Raw genomic sequence first — 18,149 nt, forward strand, 5'->3', positions numbered from 1 at the left:
ACCGAACGAACCCCTGGAGCACGCTGTGCAGAACCTGGTCACCGACCTGCTGGTCACCCTCGCCTACGGGGTGGTCGGTGTCGTCCTGATGGCCGTCGGCTACGTGCTGGTCGACGTGGCCACCCCGGGCAAGCTCCACGAGCTGATCTGGACCGAACGCAACCGTAACGCCGCGCTGCTGCTCACCTCGAACCTGGCCGGCGTCGGCATCATCGTGGTCGCCGCGATCGCCGCCAGCGAGGACGACTTCCTGCTCGGCCTGGTCGGTTCCGCCGCGTACGGGATCGTCGGGCTGGTCATCATGGCCCTGGCGTTCGTGCTGCTCGACGCGTTGACCCCGGGCAAGCTGGGCACGCTGCTGGTCGACCCGCAGCCGCACCCGGCGGTCTGGGTGTCGGCGGTGGTGCACCTCGCCACCGGCGCGATCATCGCCGCCGCCATCAGCTGATGACCACGGCGAAGCAGCCGGCGAAGCCGAAACAGAACACGGGCGCCTGGGTCGTCTGGCTCTTCATCGGCGTGATGGCCGTGGTCTGCGTGGGCAGCAGCATCCTCAACCGGGACTCCGGGGGCACCACCGTGCCCGGTCCGGCGGCCGACGAGCGCGCCGACACCGTGCCGCTGCTCGTGCAGGCGGCCGACAGCCAGGGCATCTGTTACGGATGGCGGTTGGAGAGGTCGTCCGGCGCGGAGGTCAGCGTCGGCTCCAACCTCGGCGACGGGGTGCCGGTGACCGGGGACGCCCGCTGCCCGCGTTGGGTGGAGGTCCGGGCCCGGATCATGTACACCTCGTCCAGCAGCGAGAGCAACGACTGGGCGACCGTCACCGTCTCCGGCTCCGACGACCTCGACCGGGCCGACCTGTGGGCGGTCGACAACGGGCTGAGCCGGTTCGGGCTGGACACCGACACGTTCATCGACGATCCGGGCTGGGCGATCTGCCGGGCCGCGGTGACCCTGCCGCTGCTGGTCGCCGAGGCCGGTGTCGCCCCGCCCGCCGCCACTCCGACCGCCGACCCGGCCGCGCCGGCCGGCGCGCTACCGGACGCCGGGAACGACTTCCTGCGGGACCGCTGGGGCTGGCTGCTCGCCACCGCCGGCCTGCTGCTGGTTGCCGCGCTGCTGATCACCGTCGGGTTCGTCCAGCGCGGCCGGCAGCGGGCGGCGACGCCGGCCGGGCGTATCCGGGGGGCGCGGTGACCACGGTCGACGACACCCCGGCCGTCCGGCCGCGCTGGCGGCTGGCCCGCGCGTCGGTGCTGCTCGCCGTCTTCGTCTGCGCCGCCTGCGGCCTGGTGTACGAGCTGGCCCTGGTCGCGCTCGGCAGCTACCTGATCGGCGACACGGTCGGACAGGCGTCGATCGTGCTCGGCGTGATGGTCTTCGCGATGGGGATCGGAGCGCTGGTCGCCAAGCCGTTGCAGCCCAGGGCCGCCGCCGCGTTCGCGGTGATCGAACTGACCCTGGCCCTGCTCGGCGGCCTGTCCGTGCTCGGCCTCTACGCCGCGTTCGCCTGGCTCGACCTGTACGGCCCGGCCCTGGTCGGCACCGCGTTCGTGCTGGGCCTGCTGATCGGCGCGGAGATCCCGCTGCTGATGGTGATGCTGCAACGCATCCGCGAGCAGGCCGCCGGCAGTGCGGTCGCCGACCTGTTCGCCGCCGACTACGTCGGCGCGCTGCTCGGCGGGCTCGCCTTCCCGTTCCTGCTGATCCCGGTCTTCGGCCAGCTCAAGGGCGCGTTGGTGGTCGGCGCGGTGAACGCGGTGGCCGGCCTGGCCCTGGTCTGCACGGTGTTCCGCGCCGAGCTGAGCCGCCGGGCCCGGCTCGTGCTGGGCGCCGGCTCCGTCGTGGTCGCCCTCTGCCTGGGGTACGCCTGGGTCACCGCCGCCGACTTCGAGGTGACCAGCCGCCAGCAGCTCTACCGGGACCCGGTGGTGCACGCCGAACGCTCCCGCTACCAGGAGATCGTGCTGACCCGGTCGGTACGCGAGATCGGCCATGCCGACACCGACCTGCGGCTGTTCCTCAACGGCGACCTCCAGTTCAGCTCGATCGACGAGTACCGCTACCACGAGGCGCTGGTGCACCCGGCGATGCGCGGCCCGCACGGCGAGGTGCTGGTCCTCGGTGCCGGCGACGGTCTCGCCGTCCGCGAGATCCTGCGCTATCCGGACGTGCGCCGGGTGACCGTGGTCGACCTCGACCCGGCGGTGGTGGCGCTGGCCCGCTCCGAGCCGCAGTTGCGCGCGCTCAACGGCGGCTCCCTCGACGACCCCCGGGTCCGGGTGCTCAACACCGATGCGTTCGGCTGGTTGCGTACCGCCGGCGAACGCTTCGACGTGGTCGTCGCCGACCTGCCCGACCCGGACGAGACGGCCACCGCCAAGCTCTACACCGTCGAGTTCTACGCGTTGATCCGTTCGGTGCTCGCCGAGGGCGCCCGGCTGGTGGTGCAGTCCGGGTCGCCGTACTTCGCGCCCCGGTCGTACTGGTCGATCGAGGCGTCGATCCGGGAGGCCGGTTTCGCCACCGTGCCGTACCACGTCGACGTGCCGTCGTTCGGTGACTGGGGGTTCGTGCTCGCCGCCCCGGGCGGCACCCCGCCGCCGCTGGAACTGCCGGCCGACGCGCCCCGGCTGCGTTTCCTCGACCCGGCGGTGCTGCGGGCGGCGGCGGCCTTCCCCGCCGACCGGGGCCGCCTCGACGTGCCCGCCTCCACCCTGTTGCGCCCCAGGGTGCTCGACTACGCCCGCAGCGAGTGGCGCGGCTACTAGCCTCGGAAACGATGTCACCGTCGTTGCGCCGCCGGCTGCCACCGCGTGCGGTGGACGCTGCGGCGTACCTGCAGGCTTTCGTGCTGTCCGGGGTGGCGACGGTGCTGGTCACCCGGGCGTTCCTGCGGGCGACCGGCTACCCGCAGCTCGGCGGCGGCGGCCTGCACATCGCGCACGTGCTCTGGGGTGGCCTGCTGATGACCGTCGGCCTGGGCGTCGCGCTGGTCTTCCTCGGCGGGCCCGCCCGGATGGCCGGGGCGGTGCTCGCCGGGATCGGCTTCGGGCTGTTCATCGACGAGGTCGGCAAGTTCGTCACCGCCGGCACCGACTACTTCTACCGGCCGGCCGCCGGGATAATCTACGCCGTCTTCGCCCTGCTGGTGGTGATCACCCAGGCGCTGCGCGAACGGCTACGCCCGACCCCCGGCGAACGGGTGGCCAACGCGTTGGACGTGATCGTCGGCGGGGTCGGCCGGGGGCTCACCGACCGACAGCGAACGGCCACCCTGCGGCTGGTCCGGGGTGCCGGCCCGGAGGTCGAGTCGGGGGTGTCCGCACTGCTGGACGTGGTGCCGCACCGGGAACCACCGCCGCGGCGGTTCTGGCAGCCCTGGGTGGACCGGCTGCGGGACGCGCTGATCCGGCTGACCGCCCAGCGTTGGGTGGTCCTGCTGGTGGTGGCCTACCTGGTCGTCGAGCCGGTGGCGACGGTGGTGGCGGTCGCCACCGAGGGTGTCACCGGCGAGCTGGACCAGCTCGGCGAGTGGGGCGCGGTGCTCGGGGTGTCCGCCTCGGCGGTGGTCGCCGGGGTGCTGAGCATCCGCGCCGCGTTCCTGCTCCGCAACGACCGGCGGGCCGCGTTCCGGCTGTTCAAGCTGGCGCTCCTGGTCGACCTGCTGTTCGGGCAGATCTTCAACTTCACGGTCAACCAGTTCGGCGCGGTGACCGGGCTCGCGGTGGACCTGCTCCTGCTCGCCGTGGTGACCGCCGAACACCGCCGACTGGTCCGCCAGTCGTGACCTCAACGGCCCCGGCCGGTCTCCGTCCGTGCCCGACAGCCGTGATTCGGCGGCTCCACCAGCGGGTACGGCTCCGTCGTACCCGGTGCGACGGGACTGCGGACGTTACCGTGGTGCGGTGATCTAGGAAGGAGAATCATGGTCGATTCCCACAGCACGCCCGCCCGGACCCGTCCGGGTCTGGTGACGCTCTCCAGCTACCTGCTGATGTTCTTCGCGGCGCTCCAACTGATCGGGCTGATCCTGACCCTGGCGATCAGCGGGAAGCTGCGCCAGGCGTTCGAGGACGCCTTCGAGGGGACCGCGAGCGAGGTCGAGGGCCTCGGCACCGCCGTCGTGGTCTTCGCCGTCGGCGCGTCCGCCGTCCTGCTGCTGATCGCGCTCGCCCTCGTCGTCCTGGCGATCTTCAACAACCGGGGCAGGAACGGCAGCCGGATCGCCACCTGGGTGGTCGGCGGCATCATGGTCTGCTGCGTCGGCGGTGGGCTGGTCAACGGTGCCGCCGGTTTCAGCGGTTCCACCGGCTCCACCTCCGGGGACGCGCCGAGCGCCGAGGAGCTGGAACGCAGCATGAACGCCGTGCTGCCGTCCTGGTACAACCCGGTCAGCACGCTGCTCGGGGTGGTCAGCCTGCTCGCCCTGCTGGCGGCGCTGATCCTGCTCGCCCTGCCGCAGTCCAACGAGTTCTTCCGCAAGCCCAAGGCGGGCTGGGAGCCGCCGGTCCCGGGTGCCACCTACCCGGCCGCGCCCGGCTACCCGCCCACCCCCGGCTACCCGGCTACGCCGGACTACCCGCAGCCCGGTGCCCCAGGCCAGCCCGGTGCCCCAGGCCAGCCCGGTGCCCCCGGCCCGTCGCCGGCCCCGGGCCAGCCCGGCCCGTCGTCGGCCACCCCCGGCGTACCGGACCAGCCGCAGTCGTCCGACGGCCCGTCGTGGTCGCCGCCGTCGGGTGGGGAGCCCGACCGGCCCACCGGAGGCAGCGGCCCGGACGACCCGCAGCGCCCCGCCGGCAGTTGACGGGCGCGTAACAGCGACACCGACGATTCCCTCCGAGTAGGTTGCACACCGACGCCTACCGGAGGGAATCGTCGTGTCGTACCCGGATCAGGTGCCGGACCGTCGTCCGCCGGTGGTCACCGTGGCGGCGGCGCTGCTCGGGCTGATGGCGCTCGCCGCCGGGGTCTACGCCGTCACCAGCCTGCTCGCCCTGGGCGGCACGATCGACCGGTTCCGGGGCGCCGCCGCCGGTACCGACGCCGACCCGGGCGACGTCGACGGGCTGGTCCGGCTGCTGCGGCTCGGCACGGTCGGTGCGGCGGTGTTGACGGTGCTGGTGGCGCTGCTGCTGGTCGGCCTCGCCGGTGGGCTGCTCGCCCGGCGTCGGGCGGCCCGGGTCGGCGTCTGGGTGGTCTGCGGGCTGGGCCTGCTCGCCGGCGGGTGCGCCCTGGCCGTGCTGGTCGGCCAGCGGGCCAGGCCGGTGCGGCTGGGCAGCGGTGACCAGGGGGTGGCCGCCCTCTTCACCACCCTCGACGACGCCTATCCCTCGTGGTGGGTGCCGGTGAACGCGGGCGTCTCGGTGGCCCAGGCCCTCGGCTACCTCGTGGTGGCCGTGCTGCTGGCCCTGCGACCGGCGAACACCTGGTTCACCGGCGGGCGGCCGGCGCGGCCCGGATACGGGCCGTCCTCGTTCACCGCCGCGCCCTACCCGTCTCCCGGGGCCGCGCTGCCGCCGGTGTCGAGCTGGTCCGGGTCCGGGGCCGCCGCCCAGGATGCGGTACCGGCCGCGTCGCGACCCGGTCCCGGGTCGACCCCCACCGAGCCCGGTGCCGGGCCGGTGGCGTCCGGGCCCGAGCCCGGTGCCGGAGCAGCCGCGTCGGGGCCTGATGTGGTCCGCCGTCCCGTCGAGGAGCAGCCGTGACCGTCGATCGAACCGTGCCCGGCCGGTGCGCGTTGATCACGGGTGCCACCGCAGGGATCGGCGCGGCGTTCGCCGGGCAACTCGCCGCCGAGGGCTGGGACCTGGTCCTGGTGGCCCGGGACACCGCCCGGCTCGACGCCACCGCCGCCGAGCTCACCGGCCGGTACGGCAACCGGGTGGAGGTGATCTCCGCCGATCTGTCCACCGACGACGGATGCGCCCGGGTGGAACGGCGACTGGCCGCCGACGAGCCGGTGGACCTGCTGGTCAACAATGCCGGATTGAGCCTGAACCAGCCGTTTCTGCGGTCCACCGTCGCCGACGAGACGCGGCTGCTCCGGTTGAACGTGCACGCGGTATTGCGACTGACCCACGCCGCGCTCGGGCCCATGACCAGGCGCGGTAATGGGACAGTGATAAATGTCTCTTCGGTCGCCGGCTTCGGTCCGGTGATGCCGGGCTCCACCTATCCGGCCAGCAAGGCATGGGTCACCAGTTTCAGCGAATCGATCGGGCAGTCGGCCCGCGCGGCGGGGGTGCACGTGATGGCGCTCTGCCCGGGCTACACCCGCACCGGCTACCACGAACGCACCGGCATCGACATGTCCGGCATGCCGCGGTGGATCTGGCTCAAGGCCGACGACGTGGTCGCCGAAGCCCTACGTGACCTGCGGAAAGGCAAAACCGTAAGCGTTCCCGACTGGAAGTACAAGCTGGCCGTGGCGAGCCTGCGGCACGTGCCGCGCCGGCTGCTGCGCGGTGCCTTCCGGGACCGGCGCGGGCAGGTCGACCCGGCCGGGCGGTGAGCGGCAGGCGGTGCCGGTCGACGTGCCGGTACCTCCGGCCTGGCAGCGCAACTCTGCCGGTGCGGTCGCGCAGCGTAGCCGTCCATCGCCAGTCATCGAGCACCCGCGTGGTCGGTCCGGGTGGGCCGCACACACGACCCACAGACTTGAGCAGTACCCTCTATCGCCATGGGGGACCACGACGACCTGCGTAAATTCATCACTGACCTGGCTGTGGTCCATGGCCGGGTCGTGCTCTCCTCGGGGCGGGAGGCGGAGTGGTACGTCGATCTGCGTCGCGTGACTCTCCATCACCGGGCCGCTCCCCTGGTCGGTCGGGTGATGCGGGAGCTGACCGCCGACTGGAATTACGACGCGGTCGGTGGGTTGACCCTGGGTGCCGATCCGATCGGCATCTCGATGTTGCACGCCGCCGCAGAGACCGATCGACCCCTGGACGCCTTCGTCGTCCGCAAGGCCGGCAAGGCGCACGGTCTCCAACGGCGGATCGAGGGTCCTGAGGTGGCCGGCCGGCGGGTACTGGCGGTGGAGGACACCTCGACGACGGGCGGCAGCGTGTTGACGGCCGTCGAAGCTCTACGCGAGGCCGGGGCGGAGGTCGTGGGCGTGGCGGTGATCGTCGACCGTGGCGCCAGCGACGTCGTACGTGCCGCCGGACTGCCGTATCGGGCGGCCTATACGTTGGCTGACCTCGGCCTTGTGGCGTAAAAATTTGCCGATTCGGATCTGCTGATATGCAGGCGGATCGATGCTGCTGGTGGAAGGATGGAATACGTGGGAACTGCGTTGGCTGAAATGACCATGCCTCAGATCTCGCCGCTTGCCGGCGAGCCGATCGAACGTGCCGACGCCGAGCGGCTGGCGGGGGTCCTCAAGGCCCTCGCCGACCCCGCCCGGCTGCGGCTGCTCAGCCTGATCCAGTCGGCGCCCGAGGGCGAAGCGTGCGTGTGTGACCTCACCGCGCCGCTCGGCCTCTCGCAGCCGACGGTCAGCCACCACCTCCGCATCCTCACCGAGGCCGGCTTGCTGGAGCGGGAGAAGCGTGGTGTGTGGGCCTACTACCGGCTGGTGCCGTCGGCGATCGCCACGATCGCCGACCTCCTCACGCCGCCGCGCAAGCGGGCCACCAAGAAGGCCCGCTGACTGAACCCGTTCGTCCCGTCCAGGGGCGACGTCCGATGGCGGACCAGGGGTGGCGTCATCGGGTGGTGACGGCTGTCCGTCACCGGTCAGTTCGCTGATCCACCACCGTGCCCGCGGTGGCGTACGCGTACGCAACGGCCGGTCCTCTCCCCGAGGGCCGGCCGTTCGTCGTCCGCCGTTCAGTGGCCCTGCCCGTGGTCCGGGTACCGCCCGCCGTCCTGCGGCGGGCGCTGCCCGTACGTCTGCGGCGGGAACCGCTGGTCGTGGCCGGGCTGCTGGCCGTACGGCTGCGCGTGGCCGGCGGGCTGCCCGGGGTGCGGCTGCCGGGTCTGGTCGTGGTGGTGGTGCTCGACGGCGTCCCGGACGGCCTCGATCGTCCCGACCGCCGTCGCGGCGGTGATCACGGCCACGGCCTCACCGCGTCGACGCGCCTTGCGGTCGCGGAGGAACTCGAAGAAGATCGGCAGCACCGAGAGCAGGACGATCAGTGCCACGACCGGCAGGATGTACCTGTCGATCTTGTCGCCGATGGCGTTGTAGATCTGATCGGCGAGCAGGTAGCCGATCAGCAGGATGCCGTCCACCCAGAGGATCGCGCCGACGACGTTCCAGAGGAAGAACTGCTTCGCCGGCATGCCGAGCACCCCGGCCACCGGGTTGAGGAACGTCCGCACGATCGGAATGAACCGGGCCAGCACGACGGCCTTGGCCGGGCCGAACTTCTGGAAGTAGTACTCCGCCTTCTCCACGTACTCCTTCTTGAAGAGGCGGGAGTTGGGGCGGTCGAACATCCGCCGGCCGTAGCGGGCACCGAGCCAGTGCCCGAGCTGGGCCCCGACGATCGCGCAGATCGGCCCGCCGATGAGCAGCCCGACCAGCGAGAGCCGGGTGCCGTCGCCGAAGATCGCGTCGGCCACCGGTGAGGCGGCGACCCCGGCCAGGAAGAGCAGTGAGTCACCGGGGAAGAAGAACCCCACCAGCAGACCGGTCTCGGCGAAGAGGATCACCCACACGCCGATCAGCCCGAAGGTCTGGAGCAGATCCTTGGGGTCGAGCGGGTTCAGCGCGACCGTCTCGGCGACCACCCGCGTCTTCTCACCTGTGTCCACGGCCACACACCATACCGAGCCCGCGAACCGCCGGTCGCGGCACGCGCCCCTTCGACCGGCGACTCACCCCACCGGACCCGCCCGGCCGGGCCATGACAAGCGCCCGGCCGGGCGGGGCCGGTCAGGCCACGAAGCGCGCCCGGCGACGCCGCGCCGCCAGGTAGCTGCCCGTCCCGGCCAGCAGCAGCAACCCGCCGACCCCGGCGACCAGGACGGTCGGGGAACCGGTGATCGGCAGCGTGCCGTCGTCCCCGCCCTGCCCACCCGAGCCGGCGTTGACCAGGATCTTCGCGGTGTCGTTGCGCGGGTCGAGGTCCGTCGTGGTCGTCGGGCCGTAGAGCAGCTCGGTCCGGCCGGTCAGGGCACCGGCCCGGTCGATCCGGAACGAGAACGGTAGGGCCACCTTCCCGCCCTTGCGGATGACGTCGTACTGGTAGCAGAGGTAGGCGCGGGCACCCGGCCGGCCGCCCTCCTCGTCCTGGATGTCGGCGTCGAGGCAGTTCCTGGGGGCCTTCACGGCGGTGACGCCCTTCGGCACGGTCATCTTGACGATCGTGTAGAAGTCACGGCCGCCGTTGGACGACGAGGCCGGTCCCCGGTTGGTGTAACCGATCGTGACCGGCACGGTCTCGCCCACCCCGGCGGTGATCCGCACCTCGTCGGCCGCCAGGTCGGCCCGCTGGTTGCCGGTGACGGTCAACTCGATGGCGGTGTCGTTGTCGGCCGGGTCGACGTCGGTCTGCGCTGCCCGGGACGCGCCGACGGGCAGTCGGGTACCGACCTGCTCCAGCCGCAGCACGTCACCGGTGCCCTGCTGGTCGAGCGTGTACCTGGGCTGCTGGTCCGCCCAGTCCTGCGGGGTGAACCAGGTGGCGGTGCCGGTCTGGGTGTTCGGTGCCGAGACGTCGCCGGGCACGGCGACACCGAAACCGCCGCCTACCCGGAACACCCGGCCCGGCGCGATCTCGTCGTCGAAGGTGCACACGAACAGGTTCGGCGTGAAGTTGGTCAGGCCGCCCCTGCTGCCGTAACGGCAGTTCCGGTAGCGCTGCGACGGGGTGAGACCGTACATCGCCGACACGAGCAGCACCGCGCCCCGGGCGGTCTCCTGCCCCTGGTTGCCGACCGACAGCCCCACCGGCAGCCGGGCACCGGGGCCACCGGTCAGCGTCACCGCGGGACCCGCCACCAGGTCGACCGCCTCGCCGACGAGGACCGTCGACGTGGTGCTGCTCGTACCCGACCTGCCGGTGGTGACGGTGAACCGGAGCAGGCCCTGTCGACCCACCGGGGCACCCGCGCGCGGGCGTACCGACAACGAGAGCAGGTCCGGTGCGTCCTCCTGGTAGGCCAGGCAGGTCAGCACGGTGCCGGTACGGGTGCAGGCCGGGGCGGCGGGACCGCTCACCTCGGCGAACGCGTCGACCGCGCCGTAGTCGACGGTGATGGTGTAGCTGTCCTGGAGTTTCTCGCCCGGCACCCGGAGCACCACCGTCCTACCGGGCCCACCCGGAGCCAGGGTGACGTTGTTGGCGGACGTGGTGAACCCGGCCGTCGCCACCTGGTCGGGGGAGGCCCCGGGGCTCGCGGGGGCGGCCGGGGCGGGAGCGGCGGAGGCGGCGACACATGCGCCCACCACCGCAAGTCCGGCCAGCCAACGACGCGTCGCGTGCTTGCGCATCAGCGGATCCTGTCCTGAGGAAGTGCTACGGCGGTCGCCGCAGCCTAAGGAGTTCGTCCCCGGCCGGGCGTCCCACGCCGACGGGTGGCGGCAGAATGGACCGAACGGCCGGCGGATCCACCCCGAAGGCCCACCCCGCCCGTCCCGCCGTGGGCGGGGCGGTCAGAGCCGGGGGTCGACCGGCTCCGACTCGCAGGCGAGGATCGCGAAGACCAGCCCGTGCCGACGCCACAGCGGGGCGTCGGCGACGTAGGCGTCCAGGGCGGCCAGGCCGAGCGCGTGCTCGCGCAGCGCCAGGCCCCGCTTGCGCCCCAGCGAACGGCGACGCAGCGCGGTGAGCTGTGCCGGATCGGTGTAGCCCGGACCGTAGATGATCCGCAGGTACTCCCGGCCCCGGCACTTGATCCCCGGCTGGAGCAGCGAACCGCGTGCCGACCGGGCGGCCGGACCCGCGTACGGCTTGACCACCATCCCCTCGCCACCGGCCGCGGTCAGCGTCGACCACCACCCGGTGGCCGCCGCCACCGCCGCCTCGTCGTCAAGCTCCACCACCTGCCGTCGGGTCGGCGTGAAGAACTCCGGGTCGGCCGCGCAGAGCCGGTCGGCCAACGCCAGGTGCCACCCGTGGTCCCGGTCGGTGAAGGTCACCGTCGCCCCGGCCAGCACCGCGAACGGCGCCAGGGTCACCCCGCGCAACCCGTCGGTGGGTGCCACGTACGCGCGGTAGGCCGCCGAGTAGCCGTCGACCTCCGCCTGCCGGGCCGCCATCCGGTCCCGCAGCGCGGCCACCGGCAGTCCCCGGGCCGCCGCCGAGTCCAGCGCGGCGAGAGCCGCCGGCAGCGCCGCCCGCCCGGCCGCCCCGACCCCGGCGTACTGCTCGCGGATCAGCCCGGCCGCCTTCGCCGACCAGGGCAGCAGCTCACAGTCCAGCAGTAGCCGGTCGGTGCCCAGCTCGTCCCACAGGCCGGCCGCGCCGACCGCCGCCCGGACCCGGTCCAGCAGCTCCCCGTCCAGCGGCGGGCCGAAGAACGGCCGACCGGTACGGGTGTGCACCACCCCACCGCCGAACCGGTCGGGTTCCCGCTCGACCAGCACCACCGCCCGGGAACCCATGTGCTTCTCCTCGCACACCACCCGCTGCACGCCGGCCGAGCGGTAATCCTCGAACGCCTGCGTCGGATGCTCCAGGAACCCCGGCACGGTCGACGTCGAGCAGGGCGCCATCGTCGGCGGCAACCAGACCAGCCGACCCGGGTCCACCGCGAACCGGCTCATCACCTCCAGCGCGGCGGCGGCGTTCTCCGCCGGCACGGTCAGCGTGCCGTAGGCGTGCTCCAGGTGCCGCCGCCCGGTCACGTCGGCCAGGTCGAGCACCGTGTCCGGGCGGGTCGGGGCGAACAGCGGCCGCGCCGGGGCGTACCACTCCCGCTGGGCGTCGACCGCGACCAGCTCCCGCTCCGGGTAGCGCAACGCGGTGAGCCTCCCGCCGAAGACGCAACCGGTGTCGACGCAGATCGTGTTGTTGACCCATTCCGGGGTCGGGGTCGGGGTGTGCCCGTACACGACCGTCGCCGCACCCCGGTAGTCGCGCGCCCACGGGTAGCGCACCGGCAGGCCGTACTCGTCGGTCTCGCCGGTGGTCTCGCCCCAGAGCGCGAACGAACGGACCCGGCCCGACGCGCGGCCGTGGTAGGCCTCCTTCAGGCCGGCGTGCGCCACCACCAGCCGGCCGCCGTCCAGCACGAAGTGGCTGACCAGACCGTCGATGAAGGTCGCCACCCCGGCCACGAACGCCGGGTCCTCGGCGTCGAGCTGCGCCATCGTCTCGGCCAGACCGTGGGTGAGCCTGACGTCCTGGCCACGCAACTTGCGCAGCAGCTTGTGCTCGTGGTTGCCCGGCACGCAGATCGCGTGCCCGGCCGCCACCATGCCCATCACCAGACGCAGCACGCCGGGCGAGTCCGGGCCGCGGTCCACCAGGTCACCCACGAAGACGGCGGTACGACCAGCCGGGTGCACCGCGTCCACCGGGCGACCCGCGTCGTCGCGGTGCAGCACGAAGCCCAGCCGCGTCAGCAGCGCCTCCAGCTCCGCCCGGCAGCCGTGCACGTCACCGACGATGTCGAACGGCCCGGTCAGCTCCCGCCGGTCGTTGTGCAGCTTCTCCAGCCGGACCTGCGCGGCGTCGATCTCCTCGACCCCGCGCAGCACGTGCACCCTGCGGAACCCCTCCCGCTCCAGTTGCCCGTACGACCGGCGCAGGTCACGCTGCATCCGGGCCAGCACCTGCCGGCCGTGTGTCCGGTCGGCGCGGGCCTGGGTCCGTTCCCAGGCCAACGCCTCCGGCACGTCCAGCATGATCGCCACCGGAAGCACGTCGTGGTCCCGGGCCACCCTGACCAGACCGGCGCGGGCGTGCGGCTGGAGGTTCGTCGCGTCGACCACGGTGAGCCGGCCCCGGCGCAGTCGGACCCCCGCCACGTGGTGCAGCGCCCCGAACGCGTCGGCGGAGGCGGACTGGTCGTTCTCGTCGTCGGCGACCATCGCCCGGAACGCGTCCGAGGCGAGCACCTGACTCGGCGCGAAGTGCCGCGCCGCGAAGGTGGACTTGCCCGAGCCGGAGACGCCGACCAGCGCCACCAGGGCGAGTTCGGGAATGTCGAGAATGGTCATCGGGTCGTCTCCTGGCTGGCCACGGCGGTGAGGACGGCGAGCTGGGTGGGGTGGCCCAGTTCGGGGTCGTGGTCACCGACCCCGCTGATCGTGGCCGTGTAGCCGTGCTCGGCGGCCACCCGGTCGACCCACGCCGCGAACTCGGCACGGGTCCACTCGAACCGGTGGTCGGGGTGCCGGAACCGGCCCGCCGGCAGCCCCTCGTACCGCACGTTGTACTCCGCGTTCGGGGTGGTCACCACGAGCGTGCCCGGCCGGGCGTGACCCAGCACGGCGTCCTCCAGCGCGGGCAGCCGGGCCGGGTCCAGGTGCTCGACGACCTCCATCAGCACCGCCGCGTCGTAGCCGCGCAACCGGTCGTCCCGGTAGGTCAACGCCGACTGCCACAGCCGGACCCGGTCCTGCTGCCGCTGGGGCAGCCGGTCCAGCCGCAGCCGGCGGGCGGCCACGGTCAGCGCCTGGGCGGAGACGTCCACCCCCACCACCTCGGTGTAACGCCGGTCGGCGAGTAGCCCGGTGAGCAGCGCACCGCCGCCACACCCCAGGTCCAGCACCCGGCTCGCGCCGCTGGCCGCCAGCGCGGCGAGCACCGCCTCGCGCCGCCGTGCCGCCAGGGACGCCCGCCTGGGGTCGGCGACCGCCGGGCCGGTGGCCTCGTCGACACTGTCGTCCGGCACGGGTACGTCGGCCAGCCGCAACTCGGCCAGCCGGGCCATCGCCCGCCCGGCCAACGCCCGCCGGTGCGCCAGGTAACGGCGGGTGATCAGCGCCCGCTCGGGGTGGTCGGCCAACCAGCCCGCCCCGGCCCGCAGCAGTTTGTCGATCTCGTCGGGGGCGACCCAGTAGTGCTTGGCGTCGTCCAGCACCGGCAGCAGGACGTACAGGTGGTTGAGGGCGTCGGCGAGCCGCACCGTGCCGGTCAGGTTGAGGTCGACGTACCAGCTGTCACCCCATTCGGGGTGCTGCTCGTCGAGCGGGAGCGGGGCTGCGGTCACCGCCCAGCCGAGCGGGGCGAACAGCCGTACCGCCAACTCCGCGCCGCCCCGGCAGCGCAGCACCGGCACCCGGATGCTCAGCGGGATCGCCGAGCCGGCCAGCTCCGGGCGGTCCCGGGACACCCCGCGCAGCGCGGAGCGGAACACCGTCGACAGCGCCGAGGAGAGCAGGCTCGACGCGGCGTAGGCGCGGTCGTTGACGTACTGCCCGAGGGTGAAACTCTCCGGGGTGGACGCCGCCCGCCGCCGCCCCACCCCGAGGCGCTGCGGATCGACCTCGACCAGCAGGGCGGCCGTGCACCGCTGCTCTGTCGCCTCCGGGTAGAAGACGTGCGCGGTGCCCGCCGGCAGGTCGAACTCCTGCACCCGGTCGGGGTGCTTGACCAGCAGGAAACCGAAATCCGTCGCCGGCTGGTGGGTGGTGGTCAGGGTGAGCAGCACGCGCCCATGATCCCAGCGGGGCCGATCCGGCGTCGTCCTCATTTCTCCCCCAGGGCCGCCGCTCCTCGGGCCTCAGCGGTCCGGGTGAGCGGGCGGCGACGCGCAACGCCCGGTGGGCCGGCCCGGTCGGGTACGCGGGCGGTGCAACGCGACACCCCGCCGACCCGGGTGGGTCGGCGGGGTGTCGGAGGTGCGGTGGAGATCAGGCCACGAAGCGGGTCCGGCGGCGGTGGGCCACCAGGTAGCCGGCGGCACCGGCGACGAGCAGCAGTGCGCCGATCCCACCGACCAGGGCCGTCGAGCTGCCGGTGATCGGGAGCGGGCCACCGGCGCCCGCACCCCCGTCACCCCCGCCGGGGCCGTCCGTGCCCCCGTCGGGGCCGGTCGCGTTGACGAGCAGCTTCGTGACGTCGTTGGCCGCGTTGGTGTCCTCGGTGAACCCGTCGCACTCGCACTTGGCGTTGATCGTCACGGTGCCTGCGGCGTCCGGGACCACCTTGTCGATCCGCAGGTCGAACGAGAAGGTCTGCTTCTCGTTCACGGCGAGGTAGATCTCCGGGAGGCAGCGGTACGCCTTGGCGCCGGGCGTGCCGGCGTCCGACCAGTCCGCGTCACCATCGTCGAAGGGCATGCAGGTGTCGGGCACCTCGACGGCGGTGGTGCCGGTCGGCACGACGACGTCCACCTTCGTGACGGGGGTGCCGCTACGGCTGAAGTCCAGCGACGCCGGTCCGTCGTTACGGACACCGACGGTGGCCTTGACCACCGCACCGGCCTTGCCCTTCACCGAGTCGCCGACGGCGGCCAGGTCCGTCCCGTTCTTACCGGTGGCCTTGACCACCACGCTGGACCAGTTGTTGTACGGGTCGGTGTCGGACTGGAGACCCCGGCGGTTGCCGCCCTTGCCCAGGCTCAGTTCACCGCCGTCGCCGGGCTTGCCGATCGAGATGCCCAGATGCGCCAGGTACGTCGTGAAGTCCTCGAACTCCGCCACCGTCATCCAGTTGTGGTAGCCGTAGCTGCGGCCCGGGGCGTAGGCGTCCTTGCCGAGCAGGTACGGCACGTCAGCGGTCCAGCTCTCACCGGGAGCCGCGACGAGGTCGGTGAAGCTGCACGTGCGCAGCTGGTCACCCTCGTAGGTGCAGTTGCGGTACTTCTTGCCGGGGTGGATGGCCCGGTCGTGGTCGAAGACCGCCACGGCACCCTTGACGGTGCTCTGCCCGACGTTCTGCACCGTCAGCGGGGCGGTGAAACTCCCACCGGGGGCGGTGGACCGCGTCACCTCGGTGCCGCCGGCGAGGTCGACACCCTCGCCGACCCGGACCTTGGCGGTGTGGCTCGCCGACTCGGCACCGTCCGCGCTGACCGTCACCTTCAGGTCGCCGCTGTCGCCGTCCTGCGCGTCGGCGGTCGGTGCGATGACGACGCTGAAGTAGCCACCGATGCCCCATTCGCCGAGTTCGACCTCGAACGGGTCGGTGCAGACCAGGACGCCCTGCTGCGGCGAGGTGCAGTCACCGCTCGCCCCGCTCTCCGGCTTGACCGTCACCTTTCCGCTCAGCCCGGTGTAGTCGTAACGCACGCTCAGGCCACGCAGGACGACCGGCACGGAGCTGTGCAGCGTGGGCGAGTTCGTCTTGCCTTCGGAGCCGAGTGCGACGGTCGTGTCATCGAAGTAGATGCCAAGATCGACCTTTGCCTGTTCGGCCGACGCCGGGGTGGCTGAGGCGGCGACGAATGCTCCGGCCACGCTCAGCCCGGCGAGTAGACGCCGGGTCGAGTGCTTGAGCATATGGATTCCTCCCGTGGGTGACAGTGAAGCCTGCGAATCCTATGGATCTCGTGCTTCCTGTGTTGCCCGTGATGCCGCGCAGGTCGAGAGATGGGCCGAACGGGCCGGCTGAACCGGCACAACGGCCGGGTCGAGCCCGTGGACGGTTGCAGCGACCCGCCGCCCGGGCCGCCGACGGGACTCGGATGGTGGAGGAGGATCAGGCGACGAAGCGGGTCCTGTGCCGGCGGGCCACCAGGTAGCCGCCGAGGCCGGCAACGAGCAGCCCTCCACCCAGTGCGGCGAGAGATGCGGCGGCGCTGCCGGTGATCGGCAGTGAACCGTCCCCGTCCGGTTCCCCACCACCGGTGCCGTCGGCGGCCGGCAGGAACACGATCTCCGCCCGGTCGTTGCGGTGATCGGTGTCACCGTCGAGGGCGGTGGTCACCGCCCCGGCGGTCCGTCGGGTCAGCCGGTCGACGCGCAGCGTCAATTCGTACGAGAAGGTCTCCCCGGGGCTGGCGAGGTCTCCGGGACCACCGCACCCGTAGGACCGGGCACCGGGCTCGCCTATGTCGCCACCGTTCCACTTCCCATCGGTGACCGGGTAGCAGTTCCAGACGATGTCGACCACCGTCAGGCCGTCCGGGATGTCGACCTGCACCAGGGGTTGTTCCCGCCACGTCTCCACGGCCGTCGGCCCCAGATTGCGGAAGCCGATCGTCATCTTCACCCGGTCACCGACCCGCACCCGGGCCTCGTCACCCACGGCGGCGGCGTCCGCCGTCCGGTCGCCGGTGATGGTCACCCGGACGTCGGTCCAGCTGTTCCGGACGGCCGGATCGGTCCGCGCCGCGGACGGTTGGGCGACCAGGCGCAGCTCGATGCCGTTGCCGGGAGTGTCGGGCGGTTTCGGTGCGGTCGGATCCTTCTCGACCAGCGCCCAGTCGTCGGTGGTCCACCACTGGAGCCGGTTGGTCAGCACCAGGCCGCTGCGGGCGATCCTGTTCACCCGCAACGGCAGCGGATCCGAGAGGCGGTAGGTGACCCCCGGTTCGAGTTCCGTGTCGAAGTGGCAGACGAGCGGGGTGCCCTCCCTCCACCGGCAGTTGCGGAAGTTGTCGCGGTACGTCAACAGCCAGTCCGGGTCCATGGTGAGCACGACACCGCGTTCGGGTCCGGGGCCGGCGTTGCGCACGGTGCCGGTGACGTCGAGCAGGTCGCCGGGCTCGACGCTCAGCTCCGCCTTCGGCGTGGTCTGGAGGTCGACTCCCTCGACGACGGTCACCGTGGTGGTCCGGGTGCCGCTGGCCGCGGACGACGTCACGTCGAAGCGAAGCTCGACCCGGGTGTCCAACGACGCGTCGGACCGGGCGTCGATCTGGAAGAACAGGGTGGGGAACTCGTTCGACATGGCCGCCTTGCCTCTTCTGGCGGTGCAGCTCAGGTGCCTGGCGGGTTGGGCGCAACTCCAGCCGTCGCCCGAGGTGGTGAGGCGGCCGACCTTGTCCAGCTCGGACAGGTCCATGTCGAGGTGGAATGGCTCGCCCTCGGCGATGTGAGAGATGTCGATGCGCACCTGGCCCGAGGTGCTGTGCCCGGGCGCGACCAGCAGGTCCCGCGATTCGATCTTCACCGCCCCGGCTGCGACCGGCACGGCGGCGGTGGGGACGAACGCGCCAGCGGCCACGGCGGGTCCGGCGGCGGTGCCGAAGAACGCGCCGACGACGACGAATGAGGCGAACCAGCGCCGCAGGTGGTGCCGAAACATGAGGACTGCCTTCCGGCGGGTGACGGAACGTGGTCAGCCTCTCACGGT

The 18,149-nt window shown here is 72.5% G+C and carries 14 protein-coding genes and 1 pseudogene; 9 read left to right on the plus strand and 6 right to left on the minus strand.

Annotated elements, in window-relative coordinates:
• The first annotated feature begins 25 nt into the window (after positions 1–25).
• The 9 genes from ACN268_RS22890 to ACN268_RS22930 all read left to right on the plus strand — a co-directional run bounded on the left by ACN268_RS22890 (position 26) and on the right by ACN268_RS22930 (position 7,660).
• Positions 26–448, plus strand: coding sequence for a DUF350 domain-containing protein (locus ACN268_RS22890; RefSeq protein WP_088641917.1), 423 nt, complete (start codon positions 26–28; stop codon positions 446–448).
• Positions 448–1,200: a hypothetical protein gene (locus ACN268_RS22895; protein WP_421484941.1), complete on the plus strand. Its 753-nt coding sequence runs from the start codon at positions 448–450 to the stop codon at positions 1,198–1,200. Before ACN268_RS22890 ends, ACN268_RS22895 begins: the two co-directional genes overlap by 1 nt.
• Positions 1,197–2,774: a polyamine aminopropyltransferase gene (locus ACN268_RS22900; protein WP_421484942.1), complete on the plus strand. Its 1,578-nt coding sequence runs from the start codon at positions 1,197–1,199 to the stop codon at positions 2,772–2,774. The genes ACN268_RS22895 and ACN268_RS22900 overlap by 4 nt, the downstream gene beginning before the upstream one ends.
• 35 nt (positions 2,775–2,809) lie before the next feature.
• Entirely contained in the window at positions 2,810–3,793 is a 984-nt protein-coding gene (locus ACN268_RS22905) for a hypothetical protein (protein ID WP_421486967.1), read from the plus strand.
• Between the two features lie 138 nt (positions 3,794–3,931).
• Complete coding sequence (locus tag ACN268_RS22910; protein ID WP_421484943.1) at positions 3,932–4,810, plus strand: hypothetical protein; 879 nt, start codon at positions 3,932–3,934, stop codon at positions 4,808–4,810.
• Positions 4,811–4,883: 73 nt separating this feature from the next.
• Complete coding sequence (locus ACN268_RS22915; RefSeq protein WP_421484944.1) at positions 4,884–5,711, plus strand: hypothetical protein; 828 nt, start codon at positions 4,884–4,886, stop codon at positions 5,709–5,711.
• Entirely contained in the window at positions 5,708–6,517 is an 810-nt protein-coding gene (locus ACN268_RS22920; RefSeq protein ID WP_421484945.1) for an SDR family NAD(P)-dependent oxidoreductase, read from the plus strand. Before ACN268_RS22915 ends, ACN268_RS22920 begins: the two co-directional genes overlap by 4 nt.
• 168 nt (positions 6,518–6,685) lie before the next feature.
• Positions 6,686–7,225 carry an orotate phosphoribosyltransferase gene (gene pyrE, locus ACN268_RS22925; RefSeq protein ID WP_088641922.1) on the plus strand — a complete coding sequence of 180 codons (540 nt, stop codon included), beginning with the start codon at positions 6,686–6,688 and terminating at the stop codon, positions 7,223–7,225.
• Between the two features lie 57 nt (positions 7,226–7,282).
• On the plus strand, positions 7,283–7,660 hold the full coding sequence (locus ACN268_RS22930; protein ID WP_007454255.1) for an ArsR/SmtB family transcription factor: 378 nt from the start codon (positions 7,283–7,285) through the stop codon (positions 7,658–7,660).
• A gap of 341 nt (positions 7,661–8,001) precedes the next feature.
• Here ACN268_RS22930 and ACN268_RS22935 read toward each other — a convergent pair.
• The 6 genes and pseudogenes from ACN268_RS22935 to ACN268_RS22960 form a co-directional block, all read right to left on the minus strand.
• Positions 8,002–8,775 (minus strand): annotated as a pseudogene (locus tag ACN268_RS22935) (DedA family protein); the annotation flags it as partial.
• A gap of 115 nt (positions 8,776–8,890) precedes the next feature.
• Positions 8,891–10,450: a cell wall anchor protein gene (locus ACN268_RS22940; RefSeq protein WP_421484946.1), complete on the minus strand. Its 1,560-nt coding sequence runs from the start codon at positions 10,448–10,450 to the stop codon at positions 8,891–8,893.
• 162 nt (positions 10,451–10,612) lie between these two features.
• Positions 10,613–13,123: a polynucleotide kinase-phosphatase gene (locus tag ACN268_RS22945; protein ID WP_421484947.1), complete on the minus strand. Its 2,511-nt coding sequence runs from the start codon at positions 13,121–13,123 to the stop codon at positions 10,613–10,615.
• The gene (locus tag ACN268_RS22950; protein WP_421484948.1) at positions 13,120–14,559 is read right to left on the minus strand and encodes a 3' terminal RNA ribose 2'-O-methyltransferase Hen1; all 1,440 of its coding nucleotides are present in this window, start codon (positions 14,557–14,559) and stop codon (positions 13,120–13,122) included. The genes ACN268_RS22945 and ACN268_RS22950 overlap by 4 nt, the downstream gene beginning before the upstream one ends.
• Positions 14,560–14,761: 202 nt before the next feature.
• Positions 14,762–16,351, minus strand: coding sequence for an LPXTG cell wall anchor domain-containing protein (locus tag ACN268_RS22955; RefSeq protein WP_421484949.1), 1,590 nt, complete (start codon positions 16,349–16,351; stop codon positions 14,762–14,764).
• 199 nt (positions 16,352–16,550) lie between these two features.
• Complete coding sequence (locus tag ACN268_RS22960; protein ID WP_421484950.1) at positions 16,551–18,101, minus strand: LPXTG cell wall anchor domain-containing protein; 1,551 nt, start codon at positions 18,099–18,101, stop codon at positions 16,551–16,553.
• Between the last annotated feature and the right edge of the window lie 48 nt (positions 18,102–18,149).

Source organism: Micromonospora sp. WMMD735, from assembly GCF_049178995.1.
GTDB lineage: Bacteria > Actinomycetota > Actinomycetes > Mycobacteriales > Micromonosporaceae > Micromonospora > Micromonospora wenchangensis.